At 69.8% G+C, this 22,468-nt stretch carries 18 protein-coding genes and 1 pseudogene; 9 read left to right on the top strand and 10 right to left on the bottom strand.

The genetic code is table 11. The features are described from left to right. Positions 1-145 precede the first annotated feature (145 nt). Positions 146-703, bottom strand: coding sequence for a DoxX family protein (locus FHS23_RS03740; RefSeq protein ID WP_183647754.1), 558 nt, complete (start codon positions 701-703; stop codon positions 146-148). A 190-nt stretch (positions 704-893) separates the two neighbouring features. Further along, positions 894-2,042: a glycerophosphodiester phosphodiesterase family protein gene (locus FHS23_RS03735; RefSeq protein WP_425501074.1), complete on the bottom strand. Its 1,149-nt coding sequence runs from the start codon at positions 2,040-2,042 to the stop codon at positions 894-896. Positions 2,043-2,194: 152 nt separating this feature from the next. On the opposite strand from FHS23_RS03735, the gene FHS23_RS03730 reads away from it, so the two are divergent. The 6 genes from FHS23_RS03730 (at position 2,195) to FHS23_RS03705 (ending at position 9,056) form a co-directional block, all read left to right on the top strand. Next, entirely contained in the window at positions 2,195-3,388 is a 1,194-nt protein-coding gene (locus FHS23_RS03730) for an ATP-binding protein (protein ID WP_183647751.1), read from the top strand. Positions 3,389-3,917: 529 nt separating this feature from the next. Then, entirely contained in the window at positions 3,918-4,079 is a 162-nt protein-coding gene (locus FHS23_RS03725) for a hypothetical protein (RefSeq protein ID WP_183647746.1), read from the top strand. A gap of 353 nt (positions 4,080-4,432) precedes the next feature. Next, a complete protein-coding gene (locus FHS23_RS03720; RefSeq protein ID WP_246381306.1) occupies positions 4,433-5,353 on the top strand; it encodes a septum formation family protein in 921 nt (306 codons plus the stop codon). Positions 5,354-5,464: 111 nt separating this feature from the next. Further along, positions 5,465-7,135: an alpha/beta hydrolase gene (locus FHS23_RS03715; RefSeq protein WP_183650785.1), complete on the top strand. Its 1,671-nt coding sequence runs from the start codon at positions 5,465-5,467 to the stop codon at positions 7,133-7,135. Between the two features lie 318 nt (positions 7,136-7,453). Beyond that, positions 7,454-7,747: a helix-turn-helix domain-containing protein gene (locus FHS23_RS03710; protein WP_183647743.1), complete on the top strand. Its 294-nt coding sequence runs from the start codon at positions 7,454-7,456 to the stop codon at positions 7,745-7,747. 10 nt (positions 7,748-7,757) lie between these two features. Then, positions 7,758-9,056: an Nramp family divalent metal transporter gene (locus FHS23_RS03705; RefSeq protein ID WP_183647740.1), complete on the top strand. Its 1,299-nt coding sequence runs from the start codon at positions 7,758-7,760 to the stop codon at positions 9,054-9,056. A gap of 23 nt (positions 9,057-9,079) precedes the next feature. Here the strand turns inward: FHS23_RS03705 and FHS23_RS03700 are convergent, their stop codons facing one another. Next, on the bottom strand, positions 9,080-9,919 hold the full coding sequence (locus tag FHS23_RS03700) for a TIGR03621 family F420-dependent LLM class oxidoreductase (RefSeq protein WP_183647737.1): 840 nt from the start codon (positions 9,917-9,919) through the stop codon (positions 9,080-9,082). 107 nt (positions 9,920-10,026) lie between these two features. Here FHS23_RS03700 and FHS23_RS03695 point away from each other — a divergent pair, with 107 nt between their 5' ends. Further along, positions 10,027-10,767 carry a class I SAM-dependent methyltransferase gene (locus tag FHS23_RS03695; protein WP_183647734.1) on the top strand — a complete coding sequence of 247 codons (741 nt, stop codon included), beginning with the start codon at positions 10,027-10,029 and terminating at the stop codon, positions 10,765-10,767. Positions 10,768-10,860: 93 nt separating this feature from the next. Here the strand turns inward: FHS23_RS03695 and FHS23_RS03690 are convergent, their stop codons facing one another. The 5 genes and pseudogenes from FHS23_RS03690 to FHS23_RS03670 form a co-directional block, all read right to left on the bottom strand. Next, the gene (locus tag FHS23_RS03690) at positions 10,861-12,690 is read right to left on the bottom strand and encodes a phosphoenolpyruvate carboxykinase (GTP) (protein ID WP_183647731.1); all 1,830 of its coding nucleotides are present in this window, start codon (positions 12,688-12,690) and stop codon (positions 10,861-10,863) included. 462 nt (positions 12,691-13,152) lie between these two features. Next, complete coding sequence (locus FHS23_RS03685) at positions 13,153-13,860, bottom strand: DUF6802 family protein (protein WP_183647728.1); 708 nt, start codon at positions 13,858-13,860, stop codon at positions 13,153-13,155. 178 nt (positions 13,861-14,038) lie between these two features. Beyond that, positions 14,039-15,904, bottom strand: a complete 1,866-nt coding sequence (locus tag FHS23_RS03680) for a dynamin family protein (RefSeq protein ID WP_183647725.1) — start codon at positions 15,902-15,904, stop codon at positions 14,039-14,041. Positions 15,905-15,937: 33 nt separating this feature from the next. Next, a complete protein-coding gene (gene grpE, locus FHS23_RS03675; RefSeq protein ID WP_183647722.1) occupies positions 15,938-16,339 on the bottom strand; it encodes a nucleotide exchange factor GrpE in 402 nt (133 codons plus the stop codon). A 303-nt stretch (positions 16,340-16,642) separates the two neighbouring features. Beyond that, positions 16,643-18,283: pseudogene (locus FHS23_RS03670) on the bottom strand (dynamin family protein); the annotation flags it as partial. A gap of 239 nt (positions 18,284-18,522) precedes the next feature. Here FHS23_RS03670 and FHS23_RS03665 point away from each other — a divergent pair. Together FHS23_RS03665 and FHS23_RS03660 are read left to right on the top strand one after the other, a co-directional pair. Beyond that, the gene (locus tag FHS23_RS03665; RefSeq protein WP_183650782.1) at positions 18,523-19,938 is read left to right on the top strand and encodes a sensor histidine kinase; all 1,416 of its coding nucleotides are present in this window, start codon (positions 18,523-18,525) and stop codon (positions 19,936-19,938) included. Next, a complete protein-coding gene (locus FHS23_RS03660; RefSeq protein WP_183647719.1) occupies positions 19,935-20,588 on the top strand; it encodes a response regulator in 654 nt (217 codons plus the stop codon). The genes FHS23_RS03665 and FHS23_RS03660 overlap by 4 nt, the downstream gene beginning before the upstream one ends. Positions 20,589-20,724: 136 nt before the next feature. On the opposite strand, the gene FHS23_RS03655 is transcribed toward FHS23_RS03660, so the two are convergent. Beyond that, the gene (locus tag FHS23_RS03655) at positions 20,725-21,651 is read right to left on the bottom strand and encodes an SDR family oxidoreductase (protein ID WP_183647716.1); all 927 of its coding nucleotides are present in this window, start codon (positions 21,649-21,651) and stop codon (positions 20,725-20,727) included. Continuing rightward, the gene (locus tag FHS23_RS03650; protein WP_183647713.1) at positions 21,648-22,403 is read right to left on the bottom strand and encodes a TetR family transcriptional regulator; all 756 of its coding nucleotides are present in this window, start codon (positions 22,401-22,403) and stop codon (positions 21,648-21,650) included. Before FHS23_RS03650 ends, FHS23_RS03655 begins: the two co-directional genes overlap by 4 nt. Positions 22,404-22,468: the final 65 nt, after the last annotated feature.

The following is a 22,468-nucleotide window of genomic DNA, read 5'->3' as shown; positions in this document are numbered from 1 at the left end:
GCTCGACCCGCTGCGGTGTCCGCCGCGTGACCAGGTTCCGGGCGGCCCCGGCGCGCCCACGAGCGACGTCGCACCCACGGGCAACGTCCTACTCCCGGGACGCCGGGCCCGTCCAGGACCGGTCGGGCGTGGGATCGGAGGCGGATCAGTGCGCGGTGAGCGCCTTGCCGGCCTTGTCGAGCTTGCTTTCGGCCTTGCCCTTCGCCTTGACGGTCGCGTGGTGCAACGAGTCCGTGGTGCCGGCGACCTCGTTGCGCGCCTTGCGGGCGGCACGCTTCGCGCGCCAGCCGACGGAGGGTTTGCCCTCGGTGTCGGCCATGGCCAGGATCAGACCGCCCGCCAGGCCCGCGTTCTTCAGGAACTGGACCTGCTCCTGGGCGCGCTCGCCCTCGTCGGTCTTCTCCCAGAACCGGTGTCCCGCCACGGTGGTCGCGGTGATGCTGGTGAGCAGCGCCAGCGACGACAGGCGGCGGAACTTGCCCAGCGCGAGCATCGTGCCCGCCGCGACCTTCACCGCACCGTCGAACTTCACGACGGCCACGGGGTCGGTCTCCACGGGCAACGCCTCGGCCACCGGCAGCACGTTCTCACTGAGGAACGGCTCCGCGGCCTGGGCGTGTCCCTCCGCCTGGCGGAGAGCGTTCAGGCCACCCGAGATGAAGATGGCAGCGAGTAGGGGCCGGGCCACACGGCGCAGGATCATCGTTGTTCCTCCGGTCGAACTGGGAGTCGCGGTAGGCGAGCTTCTGGTCGGCTGAGATCTCTCCCCAACGGATCTTCCGAAGATCTCTTTTCCAAACCTACCCAGCGACGCCCGTCTCCCGCTCTCTACCACTTTCTAGCGCTGTGGCTAGAAAGTGGTAGAGAGCGCTAGGGAGGGGCAACCGAACGCCTCAGCGGTAGCGCTTCGGGAGTGTGAAGCCGTACTCCGCGGCCACCTCACGCAGCCGGTTCGGATAGTCGCTGATGATGCCGTCCACGCCGTCGTCGATGAGCTTGCGCATGGTCGGCTTGTCGTTGATCGTCCACGGGATCACGTCGAGACCCGCGGCGTGCGCCTCGTCGACCAGTTCCTGCGTGGTGAAGGGAACGTAGTCCGGATCGCCGACCGCACCGTCCTGTGGGTTGCCGTGCACGGGCGACAGTGCGCTCGCCCCGAACGACGCCGCCGCGCGCACCGGGCTGCCGTCGAAGTCGTCGATGTCGAGACCGCCCAGCCACGGCGACGCACCCGGCTCGCCGACCTCGAGAAAGCCCGGTTCGGTCAGGGCGACGAGCGGCAGCTTCGGCATCCGCTCCTCCATCGCCATCAGCGCGCCCCAGTCGAAGCTCTGGATGCTGACGTTCCGCGCCAGCCCGCTGCGCTCGACCTCCGAGGCCACGCGCTCGACGAACTGCTGCCGCGGCGCGGTCTCCTCGGGCGCAGCGGCCTCGACCTTCGTCTCGATGTTGAACTTCACACCGTAGGCGCGGTGCTCGCGGACCAGCGCGAACAGCTCGGCGAGGGTGGGCATCGGTTCGCCGGGGGAGAGCACCTGATCCGGGTGACGCGGGTCCTGCTGCGACCCGCAGTCGAGGGTGCGCACCTGCGCGAACGTCAGGTCCTTGACGTACTCGCCCGCGTAGGGGAACTGCGGATCGCCCGGCGTCGCCGGCTCGGTGTCGAGACACTTGTCCGGGTCGATCCGCCGGTCGTGGGTGATCACCTCGCGGCCGTCGCGGGTGATCTGCACGTCGAGCTCGAGGGTCGTGACGCCGAGCTCGAGCGCGCGGTCGAACGCCTTGAGTGTGCCCTCCACGGTCATGCCGATGCCGCCGCGATGGGCCTGGATGTCGAAGTGGGGGTTGCCGTGTGGCCGAGTTCCGTGGGGCTGAGGTTCGTGGGGCTGAGGTTCGTGGGGCGCTGTTTCGTGGGCGTTGCCGGCCGGCGTCGTACCGGCGGATGCCGTGCCGGGGGAATGCGCGGACGCGGGCGCCGCGCCCAATGCGGTCATGAGTACCGCCGCGCCGAGCGCGAAGGCCGTCTTCACTGTCGTGGTCACGAGCTCCGACGGTGACACGACAGAGTGAAGGGAGGGTGTCCTCGACATGTAGACATACGGGCCCTTCGGCCGGCCGCACGTCCGCAACACGCGGGTAGGGGTTTCTCGCGGAATATCGGACCACGACTAGACGACCCAATAGTGTTGTAGCGATGGACCCCGTGCGGAACCCGTTCGCCCCCGGTGCAGGTCAGCGCCCGCCCGAACTGGCAGGGCGTGAACGCGAACTGGACGCGTTCGACGTCGTACTCGAACGCGTCGCACGGGGCAGACCCGAACGCAGCCTGATGCTCACGGGCCTCCGCGGCGTCGGCAAGACGGTGCTGCTCGGCGAGCTGCGGTCCATGGCGATCCGCCGCCGCTGGGGTGCGGGCAAGGTCGAAGCGCGACCCGACGCCGAACTCCGCAGACCACTGTCGGCCGCGCTGCACCGCGCTGTCCGCGACCTGGCCGTCCGGCATCGCGCACCCGACCGCGTCGACGACGTGCTCGCCGTCCTCAAGGCGTTCGCACTCAAGTCCAACAAGCCCGACGCGAAGATGCGCGACCGCTGGCAGCCCGGCATCGACGTCCCGCCCGCGCACGGCAGGGCGGATTCGGGCGACATCGAGATCGACCTCGTCGAACTGCTGTCCGAGGTCGCCGAACTGGCCACCGACGTCGGCTCCGGGGTGGCGCTGCTGATCGACGAGATCCAGGACCTGAGCCCCGAGGACGTCTCCGCACTGTGCGCGGCGTGCCACGAGCTGTCGCAGTCCGGGGCGCCGCTCGTCGTCGTGGGGGCGGGGCTGCCGCACGTGCCCGCGGTGCTGTCGGCGTCGAAGTCCTACTCCGAACGCCTCTTCCGCTACACCCGGATCGACCGCCTGAGCAGGGAGGACGCCGACCGCGCCGTCCTGGCGCCCATCGAACGGGAGGACGCCGAGATCGCACCCCACGCGCTCGACGCGCTGCACACGGCGTCCGGCGGCTATCCCTACTTCATTCAGGCCTACGGCAAGGCCGCATGGGACGCCGCGCCCACGAATCCGATCACCGAGGAGGACGTGCGCGTCGCGGCACCCGAGGCCGAGTCCGAACTCGCCGTCGGCTTCTTCGGCTCCCGCTACGAGCGCGCCACGCCCGCCGAACGCGAGTACCTGCGCGCGATGGCCGAGCTGACGCAGGGCAAGGACGAAAGCGCCGTCACCTCCGACATCGCCGTCTCCCTGGGCCGCAAGCCGTCGTCGCTGTCACCCGCGCGCGACAGTCTGATGAAGAAGGGGCTCGTCTACTCCGCCGAGCGCGGCCACATCGCCTTCACCGTTCCGCACTTCGGCAACTACCTCCTCACCCGCGCCGACTGAGCGCGTCCGTTCGGCGGCACGTCCGCGCCCTACGCGCAGCGGCGGCACCACCGGATAGCCGACGATACGTGTATCTACGGCTGCATAGAGGGATCGCTAGACAAAGCAAGACGAAGCTAGCTTTCGAGATCACACGGATGGACCACACGAAATAAGTAACACTCCCGACGATCCTTCGGGAAGTAAGCCAGCTCACCGAATGATCAGTGGCGAAGACGGCGAGGGTTGCGGATAATAAGACATGTAGGGATCGAAGTCGAGAGGTGATCGGCCTTCCGTTCACACTCCGCCGGCGCACGAGCATCGGCGACCCATCGATCAGCCACCGCCGGCAATCGCCATGGGGGCCGCGGCCGACAGGCCGCGAGCGGGCATCCGGCCGTCGAAGGGTCCGCATCCGATCCCGATGCCGCGCAGCGGATCACGCCGCGCGGCGACACCACCGAGAAGCGCCGAACCACGGCGCGACAGTCACAACCGACGCGACAGTCACAACCGAGTAGCTCTCGAAGGAGATGCCACACCACAGATGTCGAACCTCGCCGCACGCCTCCGCGCCCGTCGAGCCCACACCCGCACCCGCCGCGCCGTCAGCAAGGCGATCGACACCGCCACCACCACGACGATGCGCGACGAGCTGATCACCCTCGCTCAGACACACGGCTATCAGAAATCCAAGCCTCGCGTGTGACCTGAATTACAATGGATTTCAGGTGTAACGCCACCGGTACCGGTGTCGATATGCCCCATGACCCCGCGGTGCTGGCGGACCCCCGACCTGGCAGCACCGCGGGGTTTCCATATGTCCAGACCCGCTGCCGCACCACCTCCGACCTGCGGTTTTCCTTGTAGCCAGGCCGATTTTCGCGGACAACCCCGTCTCGAGTGGACGAATCGGGCACCGGGATGACGATCGGCCGGTGATCTTCGCCGTCCACGATGGACGAAGCGGGTCACCGGCGACGATCACGCGCGCGGCCCCGCTGACGAGCCGCCCCACCCGCTCCTACCGCCCGCCTGACATCACTCGATAGAGTGAGTTCGATGTCGAGATCAGGGCGATTCACGCTGGCCGCCTCGGCGGTGGCCGCCGCCCTCGTACTGGCCGCGTGCGCGGAGACGACGACCGGCCTGGCCGAACCCGACCGCATGCGCTCCGCCGAGACGCCCACGGCCGCGCCCGGCGACGTTCCCTCCTCCGACAGTGACGCCGGCGGCCGCACGGGCAACGACAAGGCCCAGCGCACGATCGTTGCCGACGTCGGCGAATGCCTCGACGGCGACAACCCCGGCCCCGTCGAATGCTCCGACGAACACACCGTGGAGGTCACCAAGAAGGGCACGTTCGGCGGCGACCTGGGGACGACATTGGAGGGCACGCCGCCCAACGCCGCCACGGTGTTCCGCACCGTCTTCCCGCAGTGCCGCGACGCCGCTGCCGACTACCTCGGCAGCGCCTCCTACGACGCGTCCACGCTCGGCGCCTGGCTGGTGTGGGCCGACGCCGAGGACTGGAAGGCCGGCCATCGCTGGTACCGCTGCGGTGTCGCCCAGCTCGACGGTGAGGGCGCTCCCGTCGAACGCACCGGCTCGATCCGCCACGCGCTGGCCGACGACTTCGACCACTATCGCGTCTGCTCCGCGACCCGTCCGTCGACGGAGCTGCCCGAGACCGTTCCGTGCAGCGAGCCGCACCTCGCCGAGGCGGTCGGTGTCGTGAACGCGGGCAAGGCCGACGAGGCGATTCCGTCCGAACGGGAGTTCAACGACAAAGCAGGCGCTCGATGTGGCACGAAAGTGCACCGATTCGTCGGTGCGGACCGGCGCGACGTGGCACCTTCGTGGCGTTGGCCCGACAGGACGAATTGGCGAATCGGGTTCACCAACATCACGTGCTACGCCGAGTTGAACCAGGCCACGACGGGTTCGGTCCGTGGCCTCGGCTCCTCCCCGATGCCCAATTAGGACACACGCGGCTGTCAAGTCCCGGTTTTCCCGACGATCGGCAGGTTGATACCACCGGTTCGGCCCGCTTGAATGTCCCCGATCATTTCGAGATTGAGGGACTCCATGACCATGACGACATTGCGGCGCAGCGTCGTCGCGGGATCGCTGGCGACCGCACTGGTCGCCACGATCGCCCCCGCCGCCGGGGCCACCGACACCACGTCCGAGGAGCCGCCACGGCAGCGAGCGACCCCGGAGGCGACGACCGCACAGCCGGAGATCGCCCACGACGTTCCGGAGCGCTACGCCGAGCAGCGGTTGAACTGGCACCCGTGTTCCGAGGACGAGCTCGGCTCTCCGCCACCGGAGCAGTACGACCTGGAGTGCGCCACCTACCTGACGCCCAAGGACTGGAACGAGGCCGACGCGGGCGAGGACATCACGATCGCCGTGAGCAGGCTGAAGGCCAAGGGCGAGTCCACCGCGAGCGTGCTCACCAACCCGGGCGGCCCCGGCGCTCCCGGCCGTGCCTTCCCGTTGCGCATGGCCGAGCAGGATCGCCTGCGCCAGCACCAGGACGTCATCGGCTTCGACCCGCGCGGGACCGGCCACAGCACCAACATCACGTGCGGTGGCGCGATCGGCACGGGCGATTCCCTCGACCCGCGCGACCGCAGCCGCGAGAACCTCGAGCTGATCCTCGACGCGACCGAGTACGCCGCGGACTCCTGCCAGGTCAAGTCCGGCGACCTGGGGCCGTTGATCAACACGTTCCAGACCACGCACGACATGGATCTGCTCCGCACCCTGCTCGGCCGCGACAAGATCAACTGGGTCGGCTATTCGGCCGGTACGTGGCTCGGCGCGCACTACGCACAGCGGTTCCCCGAGCACACCGGACGGTTCGTGCTGGACTCGTCGACCGAGTTCACGACGACGTGGCAACGCTCGTTCGACTGGCAGCCGCTGGGCTTCGAACGCCGCTGGCGGGAGGACTTCCTTCCGTGGATGGCGCGCTACGACGAGCAGTACGGCTTCGGCGACTCCGGTGAGCGCGCCCGGCAGACGTACGAGCAGGTGCGCGCGGCGCTGGCGGAGAAGCCGGTCGAGCTGGACGGACAGAAGGTCGGCCCGAACGAGCTCGACTCGGCGATCGCGGGCATGCTCTACAGCAAGTCGGCGTTCCCGTCACTGGCCGAGTACCTGGTCTCGCTCCGCGAGCTGACCGGCAAGGACAGGCGCATCGCCTCGACCGCGGCGTTGGACGACGTGCGGAAGCTGCTCGAGAACACCAAGGCACGAGGTCCGCAGCCGCTCGTCGTCGACAACGGTCACGGCGCGCAGCAGTACGACGACGCTTACGACGCCAGCTTCTGGACGATCCCCTGCAACGAGGGCCGCTGGTTCGGCAACCGGATGACCGCGAGGTGGCAGTCCGAACTGATGGGTCGCCAGTGGCCGCTGCTGGGTTGGGGATGGCTGATCCAGCCGTGCATCTTCTGGAAGGGCAAGCCGATCGACCTGCCGAAGCTGGACGGCGAGGGTGTCCCGCCGACGCTCATCGTCCAGTCGGAGCACGACCCGGCGACCCCGATCGAGGGCGCCCGCCGTGCCCACGAGAAGTTCGCGGGCTCGCGCATGATCACCGTGACCGACGAGGGCGATCACGGCATCTACGCGGGCGACAACCCGGCTGTGGACAAGGTCGTCGAGGACTATCTGGTCGACGGCATCGTGCCGGAGGACCAGAGCATCCCCGGCTCGCCACTGCCCACGCCGAACGGCGCGAACGGGTCGTGACCGCCCGCCCGCACTCGTGACGCGGGCTTTTTCCGCAACGACGAGGCCCGCCTTCCCGGTTCGACGCAGGGGAGGCGGGCCTCGTCTCGTGCGCACCCGGTCGGTCCACCTCAGGTCCGCCGAACCCGACCGGCCCGACGACCTCGGCCAGCCACACGTACACAGCCTTGTGCACAGCCTCCCCAGGTTTTCCACAGAGTTGTCCACAAACTGTGTTCGCAGGCCGTGGCGGCGCCTCGTGTTCGCGGGTGCGGGGTCCTGTGCGGGGTCGACCGTCGCCGACCCATCGTCCGGCCGATCGGTATTACTATTGGCGCCGTGGTGCGAGTGCCGTTGAGCGAAGCCGAACGTCTGCGTGGCGAGCGACTCGGCGTCGCCCTGCGCGGTGCCCGCGGCGACCGCAGCATGGTCGAGGTCGCCTCCGACGCCGGTATCTCGGTCGAAACGCTGCGCAAGATCGAGACCGGGCGCATCCCGACGCCTGCGTTCTTCACCGTTCTGGCGATCGCCGACGCGGTCGGCCTACCACTCGACGACCTGCGCTATGAGCTGGCCGAACCCCCGGGTGCCGACGCCGACACCGCCCTGTCCCGGAGCGCCGACGCCGGTTAGATTGCTGCGCATGTCCTCCGATCCCCGCCACGGCGAGGTGGCAGAACCCGAAGTTCCCGTCGGTCTGAAGGCGAAAGTCCGCCAGATCGGCCCCGGCATCATGGCCGCGGCGACCGGCGTCGGCGCAGGCGACCTCGTCGCCACGATGGTCGCCGGCTCGCGTTACGGCTACGCGCTGCTGTGGGCCGTGATCGTCGGAACGATCTTCAAGATCGCCCTGGGTGAAGCCGTCGGCCGGTGGCACCTGACGTCCGGCCGCACGATGCTCTCGGGCTGGCGCACCCTCGGCCGCTGGGTCCTCGTCTACTTCGGCGCATACGCGGTGGTGTGGGGTTTCGTCTACGGTGCCACGGCCATGTCGGCCAGCGGCCTTCCGTTGAACGCGCTCTTCCCCGCGATCGACGTGCGCTACTGGGCGATGATCTGCGGCGTCGCCGGGTTCGTGCTCGTGTGGTTCGGCCGGTACGCCGTGATCGAGAAGGTGATGACGGTCCTCGTCGGCGTCATGTTCGTCGCCGTCGTCGGCACCGCGATCCTCGTGACGCCGAACCTGGTCGAAACCTTCGAAGGTTTCGTGCCGCGGCTGCCCGACGGTTCGTTCGTGTACGTCCTGGGCCTGATCGGTGGCGTCGGCGGAACCATCACCATGGCCGCCTACGGCTACTGGACGCTCGCCAAGGGCTGGAGGTCGTCGGGCTGGCTGTCGATGATGCGGCTCGACAACACGACCGGCTACGTCACCACGGCGATCTTCGTCGTCGCGATGCTCATCGTCGGTGCGGAGCTGCTGGCCGGGCACAATGTCATCGACGGTGACGAGGGTCTGCTGATGCTCGGCAACACGCTCGCCGCCGACTACGGCCAGTGGGCGCGCATCCCGTTCCTCGTCGGGTTCTGGGCCGTGTCGTTCAGCTCGCTCGTCGGTGTGTGGAACGGTGTCAGCCTGCTGTTCGCCGACTGGTGGCGCACGTGGCGGCTGCCCCGCTACGCGGTGGGCGAAGCCGAGGAACTGTCCGACTACGACCACCGCGCGGGCATCGGCAGTCCCGTGTTCCGTGGGTATGCGGCGTGGTTAACGTTCCCGCCGATGGCGCTGCTGTTCCTCGACCAGCCGTTCCAGCTGACCGTCGCCTACGGCGCGCTCGGTGCACTGTTCATGCCGTTCCTCGCAGGCACGCTGTTGTTCCTGCTCAACTCCAACCGGGTCGAGCGCGTCGGCCGGTCGGGCTGGCTGTCGAACACGCTGCTCACGATGTGCTTGGCGCTGTTCGGTTACCTGGCCGTGGACGAGCTCATCGGCCTGTTCTGAGCGGATCGCTTCCGGTGGTGCCGTCAGCGCAGCTGCTCGATGACGTCGGCGAAGGCGGTCATGTCCTTCTCCATCACCGTGATGTAGGTGAACCCGAACCGCTCCCGGTGGGCGCGCAGCCGATCCGCGATCTGCGTAGCCGTGCCGACCAGCAGTACCGGCAGCTCGCCCAGTTCGTCCGCGGACTTCGTCGGGTCGTACCGGCGGAGACGTTCCAGCGCGGCCGCCCGGTCGTCGGTGACCTCGACGTGCTGGATCAACAGGTTCAGCTCGGGGTCGCGATCGCCAGCCTCGGAGCGCACGAACGCCACACGTTCGTCCAGTTCGGACGGACCGCCGAGCGTCGCACCGTCGCCGTCGCGGTTGAAGTGCGCGCCCGTGAACCCGACGACGTCCGCCTCGCGCGCGGCGATGCGCAACATCCGGTCGCGCTGCCCACCGAGCAGTACCGGCGGCAACCGCCGCTCGCCGTAGTGTTCCCGCAGCACCGCCAGGCACCGTTCGAGGTGGTCCAGACGTGCGCCGGGGCCGGGGAACGGTAAGCCAGCCGCGTCGAACTCGGCCCTCGCGTACCCGGTGCCCAGGCCGAGTTCGAGCCTGCCGTCGAGCAGCCGATCCGTCGTCTCGACGTCACGGGCCAACATGGTCGGGTTGTAGAACGCGGTGTTGACGACGAACGTCGCCAGCCGCACCCGCTCGGTCGCCTCGGCAGCGGCGACCAACGAGGGGAACGGCGCGGGCATCCCCAGGTGATCGGGCGCGGCGACGACGTCGAAACCGAGATCCTCGGCCCTGCGGCACTTGTCGAGCCACCGCGTCCGCTCGTCCGAGGCGAGCATGTTCACACCGAATCGGAACCCCATGGCGGCACGCTACCGAAATCAGGGGCCGAGCAGTCCGCCCGAGCGCCGGTTCCGCGGCGGGCGAAATCCGTTCGCCGGTCGTGAGTGCGCGCTCGTACCCTCCGCGCATGCCCGACGCGATCTTCGCCGACCCACGCCTCGCACGCCTCTACGACACGTTCGATGGTCCTCGCGACGACATCCCGCTCTACGTGGGCATCGCCGACCAGCTGGGCGCCCGCCGCGTGCTCGACGTCGGCTGCGGCACCGGTGAACCCGCCGTGGCACTGGCGGCGACGGGCCGGGAGGTCGTCGGTGTCGACCCGGCGAAGGCTTCCCTCGACATCGCGCGTGGCAAAAGCGCCGAGGTCACATGGCTCGACGGAAGCGCCGACGCGGTGCCGTCACACCTGCCCGGCTTCCGCGCCGACCTCGCCGTGATGACCGGCAACGTCGCACAGGTGTTCCTCACCGACGACGACTGGCACGCCACGCTCGGCGCCATCCACGACGCGCTCCGGCCGGGCGGTCATCTCGCGTTCGAGACGCGCCGTCCGGAGGCTCGCGCGTGGGAACGCTGGGCGCGGGCTCCGGCGGTGACCCGCGACGTGCCGGGTGTCGGCACCGTGACCGGACAGCTCACCGTCACCGACGTCGACCTGCCGCTGGTGTCGTTCCGGCACACGTACCGATTCCCGGACGGGTCCACACCGTCGTCGGACTCGACCCTGCGGTTCCGCGATCACGACGAGATCGTCGCGAGCCTGCGCTCCGCGGGGTTCGACGTCACCGACGTCCGCGACGCACCCGATCGCCTCGGTATGGAGTACGTCTTCGTCACACAACGTGCAGACGCCCCGGAACCGTAAAAGCCCCAAGGGCACCTTGGGGGCACTGAGTGCAACCAAGGTGCCCTTGGGGCTTGAAGGGGGTGACGGTGGTCGCCACCGCCCGTTACGACGTCAGCCGAGGCGCTGCTTCAGCGCCGCGAGCTCGTCCTTCAGCGCGGACGGGATCTTGTCCTCGCCGATCGAGGCGAACCACTCCTCGATGAGCGGGATCTCCTGCCTCCACTCGTCGACGTTGACGTCGAGCGAGGCCTGGATGTCCTCGATCGGCTCGGACAGGCCGGACGTCTCGATGTCGTCGGCCGTGGGCACGAGGCCGATCGGCGTCTCCTGGGCGTTCGCCTTGCCCTCGAGCCGCTCGACGATCCACTTGAGAACGCGCGTGTTCTCGCCGAAGCCCGGCCACAGGAACCGGCCGTCGTCGCCGCGCCGGAACCAGTTGACGTAGAAGATCTTCGGCAGCTTCGACTGGTCGGCGTTCTTGCCGGTGTCCAGCCAGTGCTGGAAGTAGTCGCCCGCGTGGTAGCCGAGGAACGGCAGCATCGCCATCGGGTCGCGGCGGACCTCGCCGACCTTGCCCGCCGCGGCCGCCGTCTTCTCCGACGACATCGTGGCGCCCATGAACACGCCCTGCTGCCAGTCGCGCGACTCGTTGACCAGCGGAACCGTGGTCTTACGACGACCACCGAACAGGATGGCCGAGATCGGCACGCCCTTCGGGTCGTCCCACTCCGGCGCCAGCGTCGGGATCTGCGAGATGGGCGCGCAGAACCGCGAGTTCGGGTGGGCGGCCGGCTCGTCCGAATCCGGCGTCCAGTCGCGGCCCTTCCAGTCCGTCAGGTGGGCGGGCGCCTCCTTGGTCATGCCCTCCCACCACACGTCGCCGTCGTCGGTGAGCGCGACGTTGGTGTAGACGGTGTTGCCCTTCTCGATGGTCTTCATCGCCACCGGGTTCGTCTTCTCGCCGGTGCCGGGCGCGACGCCGAACAAGCCGAACTCGGGGTTGATCGCGTACAGCCTGCCGTCCTCGCCGAAGCGCATCCACGCGATGTCGTCACCGATGGTCTCGGCGCGCCAGCCGGGCAGTGTCGGCTGCAGCATCGCGAGGTTCGTCTTGCCGCACGCGCTCGGGAACGCGGCCGCCACGTAGTAGGCCTTGTTCTCCGGCGAGATCAGCTTGAGGATCAGCATGTGCTCGGCGAGCCAGCCCTCGTCGCGCGCCATCGCCGAGGCGATGCGCAGCGAGTAGCACTTCTTGCCGAGCAGCGAGTTGCCGCCGTACCCGGAGCCGTAGCTCCAGATCGTGCGCGACTCGGGGAAGTGCGTGATGTACTTCGTGTCGTTGCAGGGCCACGGGACGTCCTGCTCGCCCGGCTCGAGCGGCTTGCCCACCGAGTGCAGCGCCGGCACGAACTCGCGCTCGGTGCCGTCCTCGGTGATGAACTTGTCCAGCGCCTTCTTGCCCATCCGGGTCATGACCCGCATCGAGGCCACGACGTACGCGAAGTCGGTGATCTCGATACCGAGCTTCGGGTCATCGTCGCCGAGCGGACCCATGCAGAAGGGAATGACGTACATCGTCCGACCACGCATGCAGCCCCGGTAGAGCTCGGTCATGGTGGCCTTCATCTCGCCCGGGGCCATCCAGTTGTTGGTGGGCCCGGCGTCCTCTTCGCGCTCGGAGCAGATGAAGGTGCGCTCCTCGACCCGCGCGACGTCGCTCGGGTCCGACGCGGCCCAGTACGAGTTCGGCCGTTTGTCGAGCTTGACGAACGTGCCAGCCTCGACCAGTTCCTGGTTGATGCGTTCGGCTTCCTCGTCGGAGCCGTCGACCCACACCACCCGGTCCGGGGTGGTCAGCTCCGCGACCTCGCGCACCCAAGACAGCACGCCACTGTGCGTGGTCGGTGCGTCGTCCAGCCCTGGGATGGCTACTGCAGTCATCTCTTCTCCTGTCTTCGACGACAAGAGCCCACACCGAACTACATCGTCCTGGTGCGGGCTCCGTTGCCGGCGACCGAAATGGCTTCACACACCGCGGCCAAGCGGTGCGTGCGTTTCTTGGGGATTCCCAGAGACTAACGGCCGTATTGCGCCCTCAGGCAGGTCAGCGCTGTCGGTTCTCTCACAAGAACGATCAGGGAATCGATTCAGTTGCAGCCGATCGGCCCAGTTGGAGGATGACTTTCGCCAGGCAGTAGCGGTGAACACGGACGAAAAGGGCCGCGAACAACTCCGGCCCGGCGCCACATCGGGCACCGGGCCGGGGAAAACCGTGGACGCGCGCGGAAATGCCATCGCAGGACGACGGCGATCCTCACCCGATCGGAGCAAATCCATCGTTGCGCCGCCGATCCGGCGAGCCCGGTTCCCGTCCGTCCGCTCTCGGGTGGGAACCGCTGTCGGTCAGTTCTGACTGATCCACTGGCCGGTGGCCGAGTCGATCTTCGCGACGCCCTCGACGCCTGCACCGACCGAAGCGCCCTCACCCCACGGGTCGGCAGCCTCCGGGGCGCGGGCGGCACCCGACGTGCCGCCGTAGCCGCCGGAGCCCTCCGTCTCGGTCCACTCACCGTCGCCGTCGCTCTCGAGCACGACCTCGTTGCCGTGCTCGTCGATGACCACGGCGATGTCCGCCTCGCCGTCACCGTCCGCGTCGGTGAAGGCGATGGTGTTGCCGTCCTCGGTCTCGACGATGGCGGTGTCGTTCGTGCCGTCCTCATTGGTGTCGATCGTCGCCGGTCCGACCTCGACGTCTCCCTCGCCCAGGTCGGCGGTGATCATGCCGCCGGCGCCCGCGTCCGTCTCGGGCGGCGCGTCATCGGCCGAGCCTCCGCCCATCTCGACCCACTGGCCGCTGGACTCGTCGTACTTCGCCTCGACGGTCACGTTGCGGTCGGAATCGGCCGCCGCGTACTGGTCGGCGTCGCCGTCGCCGTCGGTGTCGACGAACAGCTGGGCCGAACCGTCCTCGTGCTCGATGAGCGCGGCGTCGTACACGCCGTCGCCGTCGACGTCCTGGTTCAGCTCGGCCGTGTACTCCTCACCGTCGACCGTCACCGTCATCTCTTCGGTGGTGGCCGTGGTGTCAGCGCTTCCGTCGTCGACCCACACTGCAAACTCCCCCTAGCTCAGGGCTGATGATCCTTTCGGCACCCGCCGGCCGCCGCGGACTCCCACGGCGATCACCGGCCTCCCCGGTGCTCCCGCCTTGCGCGGGTCTTGTCATTGGGACTCACGGTATGCCGGTTCGGTTCCCTCGACCAGACAACAGGGCCCGAACACCGGAGCGTTATTCCTGTTCGCCGGCCCGGGGCCGGTCCCGCAGCGCCCGGATCCGCGCCAGCAGCGTCTCGGCACGCTCCCGGCCGTCCGCCAGATCCTTGACCCGCTTCGTCGCGACCGCGAGCTTCTGTTTGCGCTCCTGCGCGTCCATCTTGATGCTCTTGTCGACCTCTTTGAGCTCGGCCTCGATCGACTCGATCCGCCTGCTCAACGCCTCGTCCAGCGCCAGCGCCAGCTGCTGTTCCGCCTCGATGAGCTGCTCGGACACGAGCTGGTCGAGCGTGGAGCGGGCGTCGGCGATCGACTCGACGAGCCACTGCTTCGAGTGCTGCTTGTCGGCCGAGTGCCTGCGCGTCCTGCCGACCCACCAGCCCGCGCCGAGGCCGACGACGACCGTCGCGGGCAGCACGATCGGATTGAACAGCGCGAACCCCGCCAACGGCGCGGCCGCCAGTTTCGCCGCACCGGCACCGCTGGTCAGGCCCATGAACACCAGCAGCTTGTCCTCCGCCGACGACGGACGCTTGTCCGGCGGCCGCAGCTCCACCGGCGGCGTCACCCCGCGCAGGAACTGCGAACGGATGACGGCCAGCTCCTCCTCGCAGAACAGCTCCGCCAACGTCGCGTCGGCGACCTGGTTGAGCCGGTGCGCCAGCATCCCGGAGATGTGCTGCGACGACGCCTGCAACACGGCGTCGACCTGCGCGGGCAGGTCCTTCAGGTCCTGTCGCCGCGCCCCGTCGATCTCCTGCCGGAACCGGGCCTGCGCCTCCCGCATCCGCCGGGCCGACTCGTGCGTCAGATCGCTGCGCGCACGCTGGATCTCCCCGCGCAACTTGAGCTGCCATCCCCGCGTCGACGAACGGCGCGCGGCGGTCAACTCGTCCCGGCGGGCACGCAGCGCGGTGGCCTCGTCCTCACCGGACGTCAGGGCTCGCTGGTCGGCGACCGCTGTCGCCTGCCGTTCCGACAACGCCGTGGCCAGTGAGCGCATCGTGTTCGCCTCGGCCAGCATCGCCGCCCTGCCGACAAGCGTCTCCTGCAGGGCGCCCTGTAGCTCGGCGACCCCCGACTTCTCCCGCAACGTCACCGCGGCCTGTTCGTTCGGCGCCTTCGCCGCCATCTCGAACATGCGCGCCGACACCGGGTGGAAGGGCGCTTCGGCGAACCGCGGCGCGTGTTCGGCCAGCAGTCTGCGGTCGGCATCGAGGATCTCCCGCCAGCCCCGGAACTGGTCGGTCTTGGCGAGCGCGAACAGCACCGTCTCGACACGGTCGCTCATCTCGGACAGGAACCGCAGCTCGCTCGAAGTGAACGGCGCGGACGCGTCGACGACGAACAGCAGCGCCGTCGCGTTGGCCGCCGCCTCCATCGCGAGATCGGCGTGGCCCGCGTCCAGCCCGCCGACGCCGGGCGTGTCGACCACGGTGATGCGCTCGAGCAGCGGCACCGGGCCGTCGACCTGCACGTACCGCGGCGGCAGCTGACCCGCGGGCAGCTCGTGGGAGGCGGAGCACCACGCGGGCAATTCCTCCATCGGGAATCCCACCGGCGCGAGCTGGCCCGGGTAACACGCCTCGGCGGACCACTCGTCGGCGTGGTCGAAGACCAGGTACGTCGACGTCGCGACCTCGGCGTCGACCGGCGAGAGTCCCGGAGCCGCCAACACGGCGTTGACCAGCGAACTCTTGCCACGGTTCGTCTCACCGACCACCACGACCGTCGGTTTGGCCGCCGCGGCCTTGCGCTGCTGCTCCACCCAGGCGGCGGATTCGGGGGACTCGCCGCGCAGCAGCGTGAGCAACGACTCCCGGGCCTGCTTGACCTGTGCGGGCAGCCCTGCCTTGCCGAGCGAGCGTGTGGATGCCGTCACAGCGCGCAGCCTATCGGGGACCGGACGCCGGGATCAGCGACGCGTGTACACGGTGACGACGGGTGCGCGCAGCAGCCGGTCGTGGTCGACGAAGCCGGGCACCTCGGTCTCGGCTACCGTGCCTTCCAACCGGGCGTCGTCGGTGCGCACGGCGCCGCCCGCCTCGTGTTGCGCCGGGTCGAACCGAACGCCGTCGGGCCGCAACGCGTGCACGCCGATGGCCGCGAGCCCCTTCTCGATGCGCTCGGCGACACCGTCGCTGTGCGCGCGGTCCATGGCGTACAGGCAGAGCTGGATCAGCGCCTGGCGATCGGCCAGCGCCTGCTCCGGCTCGATGCCGCTGGCGAGTGCTACCGGGTCCACATCGCATTCCGACGCGCTACGCGCCGGTACGGTTCCCTCGTCCCCGATCTCGTCGGCCGCGCGGTCGCCCACCGGTCACCGGGCCTGCCGTCCGGGTCCGGCCGTGTGAGGAGGCGCCGCACCGGGACGGGCCGTGTACGGGGGAGCCGGTTGCGGCTGCGCCGCGGGTCGTGGCTGGGCGCCGGGATGCGGACGACCGGGTCGCGCCCCGTCGCGTCCAGGATGGCCGGGCCGGGAGCCGTCGCCGGCCGGGGCTCTGTTCCCAGGTGCAGCACCGTTCCCTGCCGGAGCACTGTTCCCGGGTGCGGTCGTGCCGGGCGCCGTTGTCGGGCCACCTCCCGCGGATGCGGCACCCGCGGCCTGGCTCGCCTGGGTCTTGAGCCGCTGCCACATCAGGAAGTACGCCCTGTGCACCACGTGCGCCACCCGGGCCTGCGCAGGCGTGGCCCCGAACGACGCGAACGACCGCCACCAGCCCGCGCGATCCAGGGCGAACGACGACAGCTCCTCGGCCGACGCGCCGGGCATGCCGAGCTGAGCGTCGGCCTCGGCACTGCTGCCGACCCGGAGCACCTCGTCGGTCAGATCCTGTGGCATGTCGACCGCACCCGATGTGACCAGTGTCAACGCCTCGAGCAGCCGCAGCTGGTGCGCCTCGGGACGGGCGAGCAGCACCTCGATGGCGTCGTGCACCCGCTGTCGTTCCGCCTGATCACCGGAGTGGTGGGCGAATGCCGTGATCGAAGCCAGCGCCGCGGCGGCCTTGATGCCGTCGGCGCGCGCGGCGAACACGCTCGACAACCGGCGGTGCACCGCCTCGAGGCCTGAGACGTCGAGCAGCCGCCGGTGCAGCGCACCGACCGTGATCCGCTCGTCCTCACGGATGATCTCGATCGCACGCCGGATGCCGAACAGATCCAGTTTCTCCAGCAGGCGCGCCCGCACTCCCGCAGGCACGTCGCACTCCCACGACGTGAAGATGTCGGCCGAGACGAGCATGACCTCCAGGTCGCCGTCGTCCAGACCCGCGAGGGTGCGCAGGGCGTCGGCGTCGGTGCCGGTGAACGCTCCCGTCTCCGTCGATTCCGCGAGCAGGCCGATCACCGGCAGCACGTCGGCCACGCGCGGCCGCAGCAGGTTCGCCTGCTTCTCGGCGAGCTTCGTCGCGGCCGCCCACACATCGCCGTCGGCACCCTCGACCGACTCCGGCGGGATCGTGTCGGCCTTGTTCAGCACCGCGATGGCGTTGACGGGGCCGGCCTCGCGGCTCGCCGTCGCCGCCGTGAACGCCGCGAGGGCCTGCTGGTCGTCGGCTCGGATGCCCTGCGTCACGACGTACAGCACGGCCTCGGCGCCGACCAGCGCGCTGCGGGACGTCTCGTCGAGCGTGTCGGCGTCCTCCCAGGACCCGGCGTCCTCCTCGGGCGACCCGGTGTTCCCTGGCGATGCCGCCTGCTCGCCGCTGCCGCCGCCGTCGTCATCATCGACGTCGTCGTCGGTGAGTGAGCCGCTGAGCCGGGTCGCACCGAGCGCCCGCTGCGTACGCGCCACCGACGAGGTGTCGAGCGACCCCAGTCCCGGGGTGTCGATCACGGTCATGTCCCGCAGCACCGCGTTCGTCAGATACGCCTCGATGTGCGAGACCCGGTCGATGTCGACGCCGAGTTCCGCCGGGATCCCGCCGTCGGGCGCAAACGGTTGCACCTGCTTCGTGCCGTCGGCGAACACGACCTCGATGCGGTCGACCGTGCCGTACTGGAACCGCGTGACCAGCCTCGTGCACTCGCCGACGGCCGTGGGCGCCACACGCCTGCCGATCAGCGCGTTGACCAGCGTCGACTTGCCGGACTTGATCCGTCCCGCGACCGCGACCTGCAGCGGCGCCCCGAGCCTGCGCAGCACCTCGGTGAAGCCCGCCGCCGTCCGCGGGGAGACCTGACTGCGCAACCGGTTGCACAGATCCGCCACCGACTCCGAAAGCGGGCCGGCCGGTCTGCCTTCACCTGCCGCCGTCATCGAACCCCCTGCTGGCCGCGCCTGCCCCGCTGCTTGCGGGCACATCCTCCCACCCGGCTCCCTGACCCGACCACCGCGGACGCGGGGACACGCCGGGAACGAACCGGACATCACGCCCAGGAGGCCCGTCACGTCGGGCGGGTGTCATACCCGGCGACGACCCCGCATGCGACCTCGGGGCGACGCGCGGGCACCCCGCTGCCACCTACCGTGGGCGAGTGCGCCGGATCAGTCTCTGGATGAGGGCCCACCCCGCTGTGGGCGACAGCCTCATCGCCATCGTGCTGCTGGCACTCGACGTGCTGATCTACAGCCTGTTCGTGGCCTTTCCCGTGCCCGGTGTCGCCACCCCACCGTGGTACGTAGGCCTGCCACTGATCGTGATCCTGCTGGGCGTCGTCCCGCTGCGGCGCAAGTATCCGCTGGTCATGGCGTACTGGGTGCTCGTCTGGACGGTCCCGTACGTCGCGTCCGGATTCGGCGACGTCGCGTTCAGCGTGGCCGTGGTCAGCTGCATCGCGCTGTACACCGTGGTCGTCTACAGCGGACGCAAACAGGCCGCGATCTACACCGCGTTGACGCTGCCCGTGAGCCTGGTGCACCAGCTCGTCCAATACCCCGACGACTGGATCGTCAACACGGTGACCGTCGTGCTGGCGCTGGCGCTGTGCTGGGTGCTGGGCGAGTTCGTCGGCGCACGGCGGGCGTACCAGGCGGAGGTCGAGGCGCGGCTGCACCTGCTGGAGAACGAACGCCACCAGGCCACGCGCATCGCCGTCGCGGAGGAACGCGAGCGCATCGCCCGCGAGCTGCACGACGTCGTGGCGCACGCCGTCAGCGTGATCGTGGTGCACGCCGACGGTGCGTCCTTCGCCGTGCGCAAGGATCCCGACCTGGCGGAACGTGCGATCGGCACCATCTCCGACACGGGCCGCAGCGCGCTGAGCGAACTGCGGCGACTGCTGGCGATCCTGCGCGACGACACGACCGACGACAGCGCCGCCCACCGCGGCGACGACGGCGGTGACGGCCAGAGCGGTGTCGGCGGGGAAGGGGCGCGGACCCCACAGCCGACAGCGGCCGACCTCGTCGAGCTGACCGACCGCATCGAGACCGCCGGGCTGACGGTGCGGCTCCACCTCGACGACGGCATCGACGAACTGCCCGCGGGCGTGTCACTCGGTGTGTACCGGATCGTCCAGGAGGCACTGACGAACAGCCTCAAACACGCGGGCGTCGGCACGCGCGCGCAGGTGACGGTGCGCTGGGACCGCGGCCGAGGCAGGGACCGAGGCCACGCCGGGTCGGTGCTCATCGAGGTCGAGGACGACGGCGCGGGCCGCGCGAACCCGGTGCTGACAGGCGACTCCGCCGCGGGCGGAACCGCGGGCCGCACAGCGTCGGGATCATCTGCGGAGTCGGCGGGACCGGCAGGGTCGGGGTCGGCAGGGTCGGCGGGGTCGGCAGGGTCGGGGTCGGCAGGGTCGGGGTCGGCAGGGTCGTCGGGGTCGGCAGGGTCGTCGGCGTCGGGCGGGAACGGGCTGATCGGCATGCGGGAACGCACGAACGTCCACGACGGCACCCTCACCGCCGGACCCGCCCCTGGCGGAGGGTGGCGGGTCCGCGCCGAACTCACCGTTAGGTTGGGCGCATGATCCGGGTGCTCGTCGTCGACGATCAGGAACTGATGCGCGTGGGCTTCCGCATGGTGCTCGACGCGTCCGACGGCATCGAGGTCGTGGGGGAGGCGGGCAACGGCGAGGAGGCGGTGCATCTCGCCGAGGAACTGAACCCGGACGTCGTGCTGATGGACGTACGCATGCCCGTGCTCGACGGCGTCGAGGCGACCCGGCGGATCGTGGCGGCCGCCAGTTCCCGTGTGCTGGTCATGACGACGTTCGACCTCGACGAGTACGTCTACTCGGCGTTGCAGGCGGGCGCTGCGGGCTTCCTGCTGAAGGACACGCCGCCGGACGATCTGATCTCGGCGCTGCGGTCGGTGGCGGGCGGCGACGCGGTCGTCTCGCCCGCCGTGACGCGGCGGCTGCTCGACCGATTCGTCGGCACCGGACGGATCACACCGCGGGACGAGAGCGCGCTGGAGGCGCTGACCGAACGCGAACGCGAGGTGCTGGTCCACGTCGCGAAGGGGCTCTCGAACACGGAGATCGCGGGGGAGCTGTTCCTGTCCGAGGCGACCGTCAAGACCCACGTCGGCCGCATCCTCACGAAACTCGACCTGCGCGACCGCGTCCAGGCCGTCGTCCTCGCCTACGAGACCGGCCTCACCCGTCCCGGATCCTGACGGGCACCGGAGACCTTCCGCAACCGAGCCGTGGCCCCCGTGCCCCGAGGGAACCCTTGGGGGCGTCGAACGCCTCTCAGGGTGCCCTCGGGCCAACACCGGAACGGGGTGGCACGGAAGAATTCCGGAAGGCTCCTCAGCGGTACACCGACATGTCGACCGTTGTGGGGTCGAGGCCCGCCTGGTGGACCTCGAGGAAGTAGCGGCCGAAGTCGGGGCGGCTGCCGTCGACGTCGGTGACGTCGTACATCGGCGCCAGCGTCCACGACGCGAGCGTGCGCCCCGCGAGACGCCGCACCTCGGGATCGGCGGCCAGCGCCGCGACGCACCGCGCCAGGTACGCGGGCGTCTCCGACACGGCGAACTCCGGGCGCTCGTCGGTCACCGCGTCCCGCCAGTTCTCCTCGGTTACGCCGAACAGATCCAGCATCGCCTCCGACCGCAGGAACCCCGGCGTGACCGACAGCCCGGTGCAGTCGTGTGCGGCCAGTTCGGCTCCCAACGCCCGTCCGATGGCTCGCACACCGCACTTGACGAGGTAGTACGGGATGCCCGCGCCGAGGTACGCGTCGTCCTCCCCATCGGTCACCTCGACGACCAGCCCACCGGGATTGCCCACCACGAGCGGCAACAACCGGTGCAGCGCGATCAGGTGAGTCTCCAGCCCACCGCGGACGACCGTCAACGCACTGTCCAACGCCGACTCCCAGTACGGGTTGTCGAAGTCGACGTACGGATCACCGCCCCACACGTCGTCGACGAGCACGTCGATCCTGCCGCCCGCCTCCGCTTCCACCCTGGCGACGAGACCGTCCACATCGGTCACTTCCGAGAAGTCGCACCGAACCGGGATCCCGCGACCGCCCGCCTCGTCGACCAGTTCGGCCGTTCCCTCGATGGTCTCCGGCCGGGCCATCGGGGACGCGTGCTCACGCGTGGTCCTGCCCGCGGCGAACACGGTCGCGCCCGCTCGTCCCAGTTCCACGGCGATCGCCCGACCGCAGCCGCGCGTCGCACCCGTCACCACGGCGACCTTGCCCGCCAGCGCTCCGGCTCCCGTCATGGCAGCCACCCCTTCATGATCACGTCGATGGTTTCGGCGAGGCACACCCGCAACGTGCCCTTGCCGGCCGCGGTGTCGTCCGATGCCACCGCCGTGTTCGCCGCCGCTGCGTTGGCCCCCGCCGTGTTCGCCGCCGCTGTGTTCGCCGCCGCTGTGTTCGCCGCCGTGTGGTTCGATCCGGGATCTTTCGAACCCGTGTCGTTCGAACCCGCACGGTTCGACCCCGCGTTGTCCCCCGGGCGTAACGACCAGTGCAGCGCCGCGCCGTTGACCGCCGAGAGGAGTACGCGTGCGGCGACGTCGGGGGCCGGTCCACACCACCCGTCCCCGGCGGCCGCCCGCAGCAACCCGGACAGCTCCTGTCGCAACGCCGCGTAGTGCAGGCCGAGCAGGCCACGCAGATCCGGGTCGGCGAGGTCGGTGCCGAGCTGGGCAAGGTGGTTGGCCACCCCGGAGTCGCCGGCAGCGCCGAGTTCACCGAACACCGCGAGCAACGCCGCCCGGACCGCCGACTCGGCGGACTCCGCGGCATCGGCGGCCGTCCGCATACGCTCGACGGCCTGCGTCCGCCCCTGTTCGGTCAGCGCTCGCAGAAGTCCCGCCTTCGACCCGAACCGCTGTGCGACGCTGCCGACGGCCACACCCGCCTCGCGGGCGACCTGCGCCAGCGTGAACCCCGGCCCCACCCGTTCGATGACGGCGGCGGTCGCCGTCAGGAGCCGTTCGTCGGTGATGGTCCGCGGTCTCGCCACCCTATTAATGAACCATAGTTCAATAACCACCGCAAGCCCCCTGGTTCACGGAGTCCCGCCACGAC

Origin of the sequence: Prauserella isguenensis, from assembly GCF_014191605.1 — a bacterium.
GTDB lineage: Bacteria > Actinomycetota > Actinomycetes > Mycobacteriales > Pseudonocardiaceae > Prauserella > Prauserella isguenensis.
Note: the sequence above shows the minus strand (reverse complement) of the source record. Positions and strands in the feature narration are given on the sequence as shown.

Excerpts from the sequence above, each read along its gene's own strand:
- FHS23_RS03730 (WP_183647751.1), top strand. The coding sequence starts at position 2,195 with ATGGACCCCGTGCGGAACCCGTTCGCCCCCGGTGCAGGTCAGCGCCCG.
- FHS23_RS03700 (WP_183647737.1), bottom strand. The coding sequence starts at position 9,919 with ATGGGGTTCCGATTCGGTGTGAACATGCTCGCCTCGGACGAGCGGACG.
- FHS23_RS03715 (WP_183650785.1), top strand. The coding sequence starts at position 5,465 with ATGACGACATTGCGGCGCAGCGTCGTCGCGGGATCGCTGGCGACCGCA.
- FHS23_RS03725 (WP_183647746.1), top strand. The coding sequence starts at position 3,918 with ATGTCGAACCTCGCCGCACGCCTCCGCGCCCGTCGAGCCCACACCCGC.
- FHS23_RS03660 (WP_183647719.1), top strand. The coding sequence starts at position 19,935 with ATGATCCGGGTGCTCGTCGTCGACGATCAGGAACTGATGCGCGTGGGC.
- FHS23_RS03740 (WP_183647754.1), bottom strand. The coding sequence starts at position 703 with ATGATCCTGCGCCGTGTGGCCCGGCCCCTACTCGCTGCCATCTTCATC.
- FHS23_RS03695 (WP_183647734.1), top strand. The coding sequence starts at position 10,027 with ATGCCCGACGCGATCTTCGCCGACCCACGCCTCGCACGCCTCTACGAC.
- FHS23_RS03665 (WP_183650782.1), top strand. The coding sequence starts at position 18,523 with ATGAGGGCCCACCCCGCTGTGGGCGACAGCCTCATCGCCATCGTGCTG.
- FHS23_RS03690 (WP_183647731.1), bottom strand. The coding sequence starts at position 12,690 with ATGACTGCAGTAGCCATCCCAGGGCTGGACGACGCACCGACCACGCAC.
- FHS23_RS03705 (WP_183647740.1), top strand. The coding sequence starts at position 7,758 with ATGTCCTCCGATCCCCGCCACGGCGAGGTGGCAGAACCCGAAGTTCCC.
- FHS23_RS03655 (WP_183647716.1), bottom strand. The coding sequence starts at position 21,651 with ATGACGGGAGCCGGAGCGCTGGCGGGCAAGGTCGCCGTGGTGACGGGT.
- FHS23_RS03720 (WP_246381306.1), top strand. The coding sequence starts at position 4,433 with ATGTCGAGATCAGGGCGATTCACGCTGGCCGCCTCGGCGGTGGCCGCC.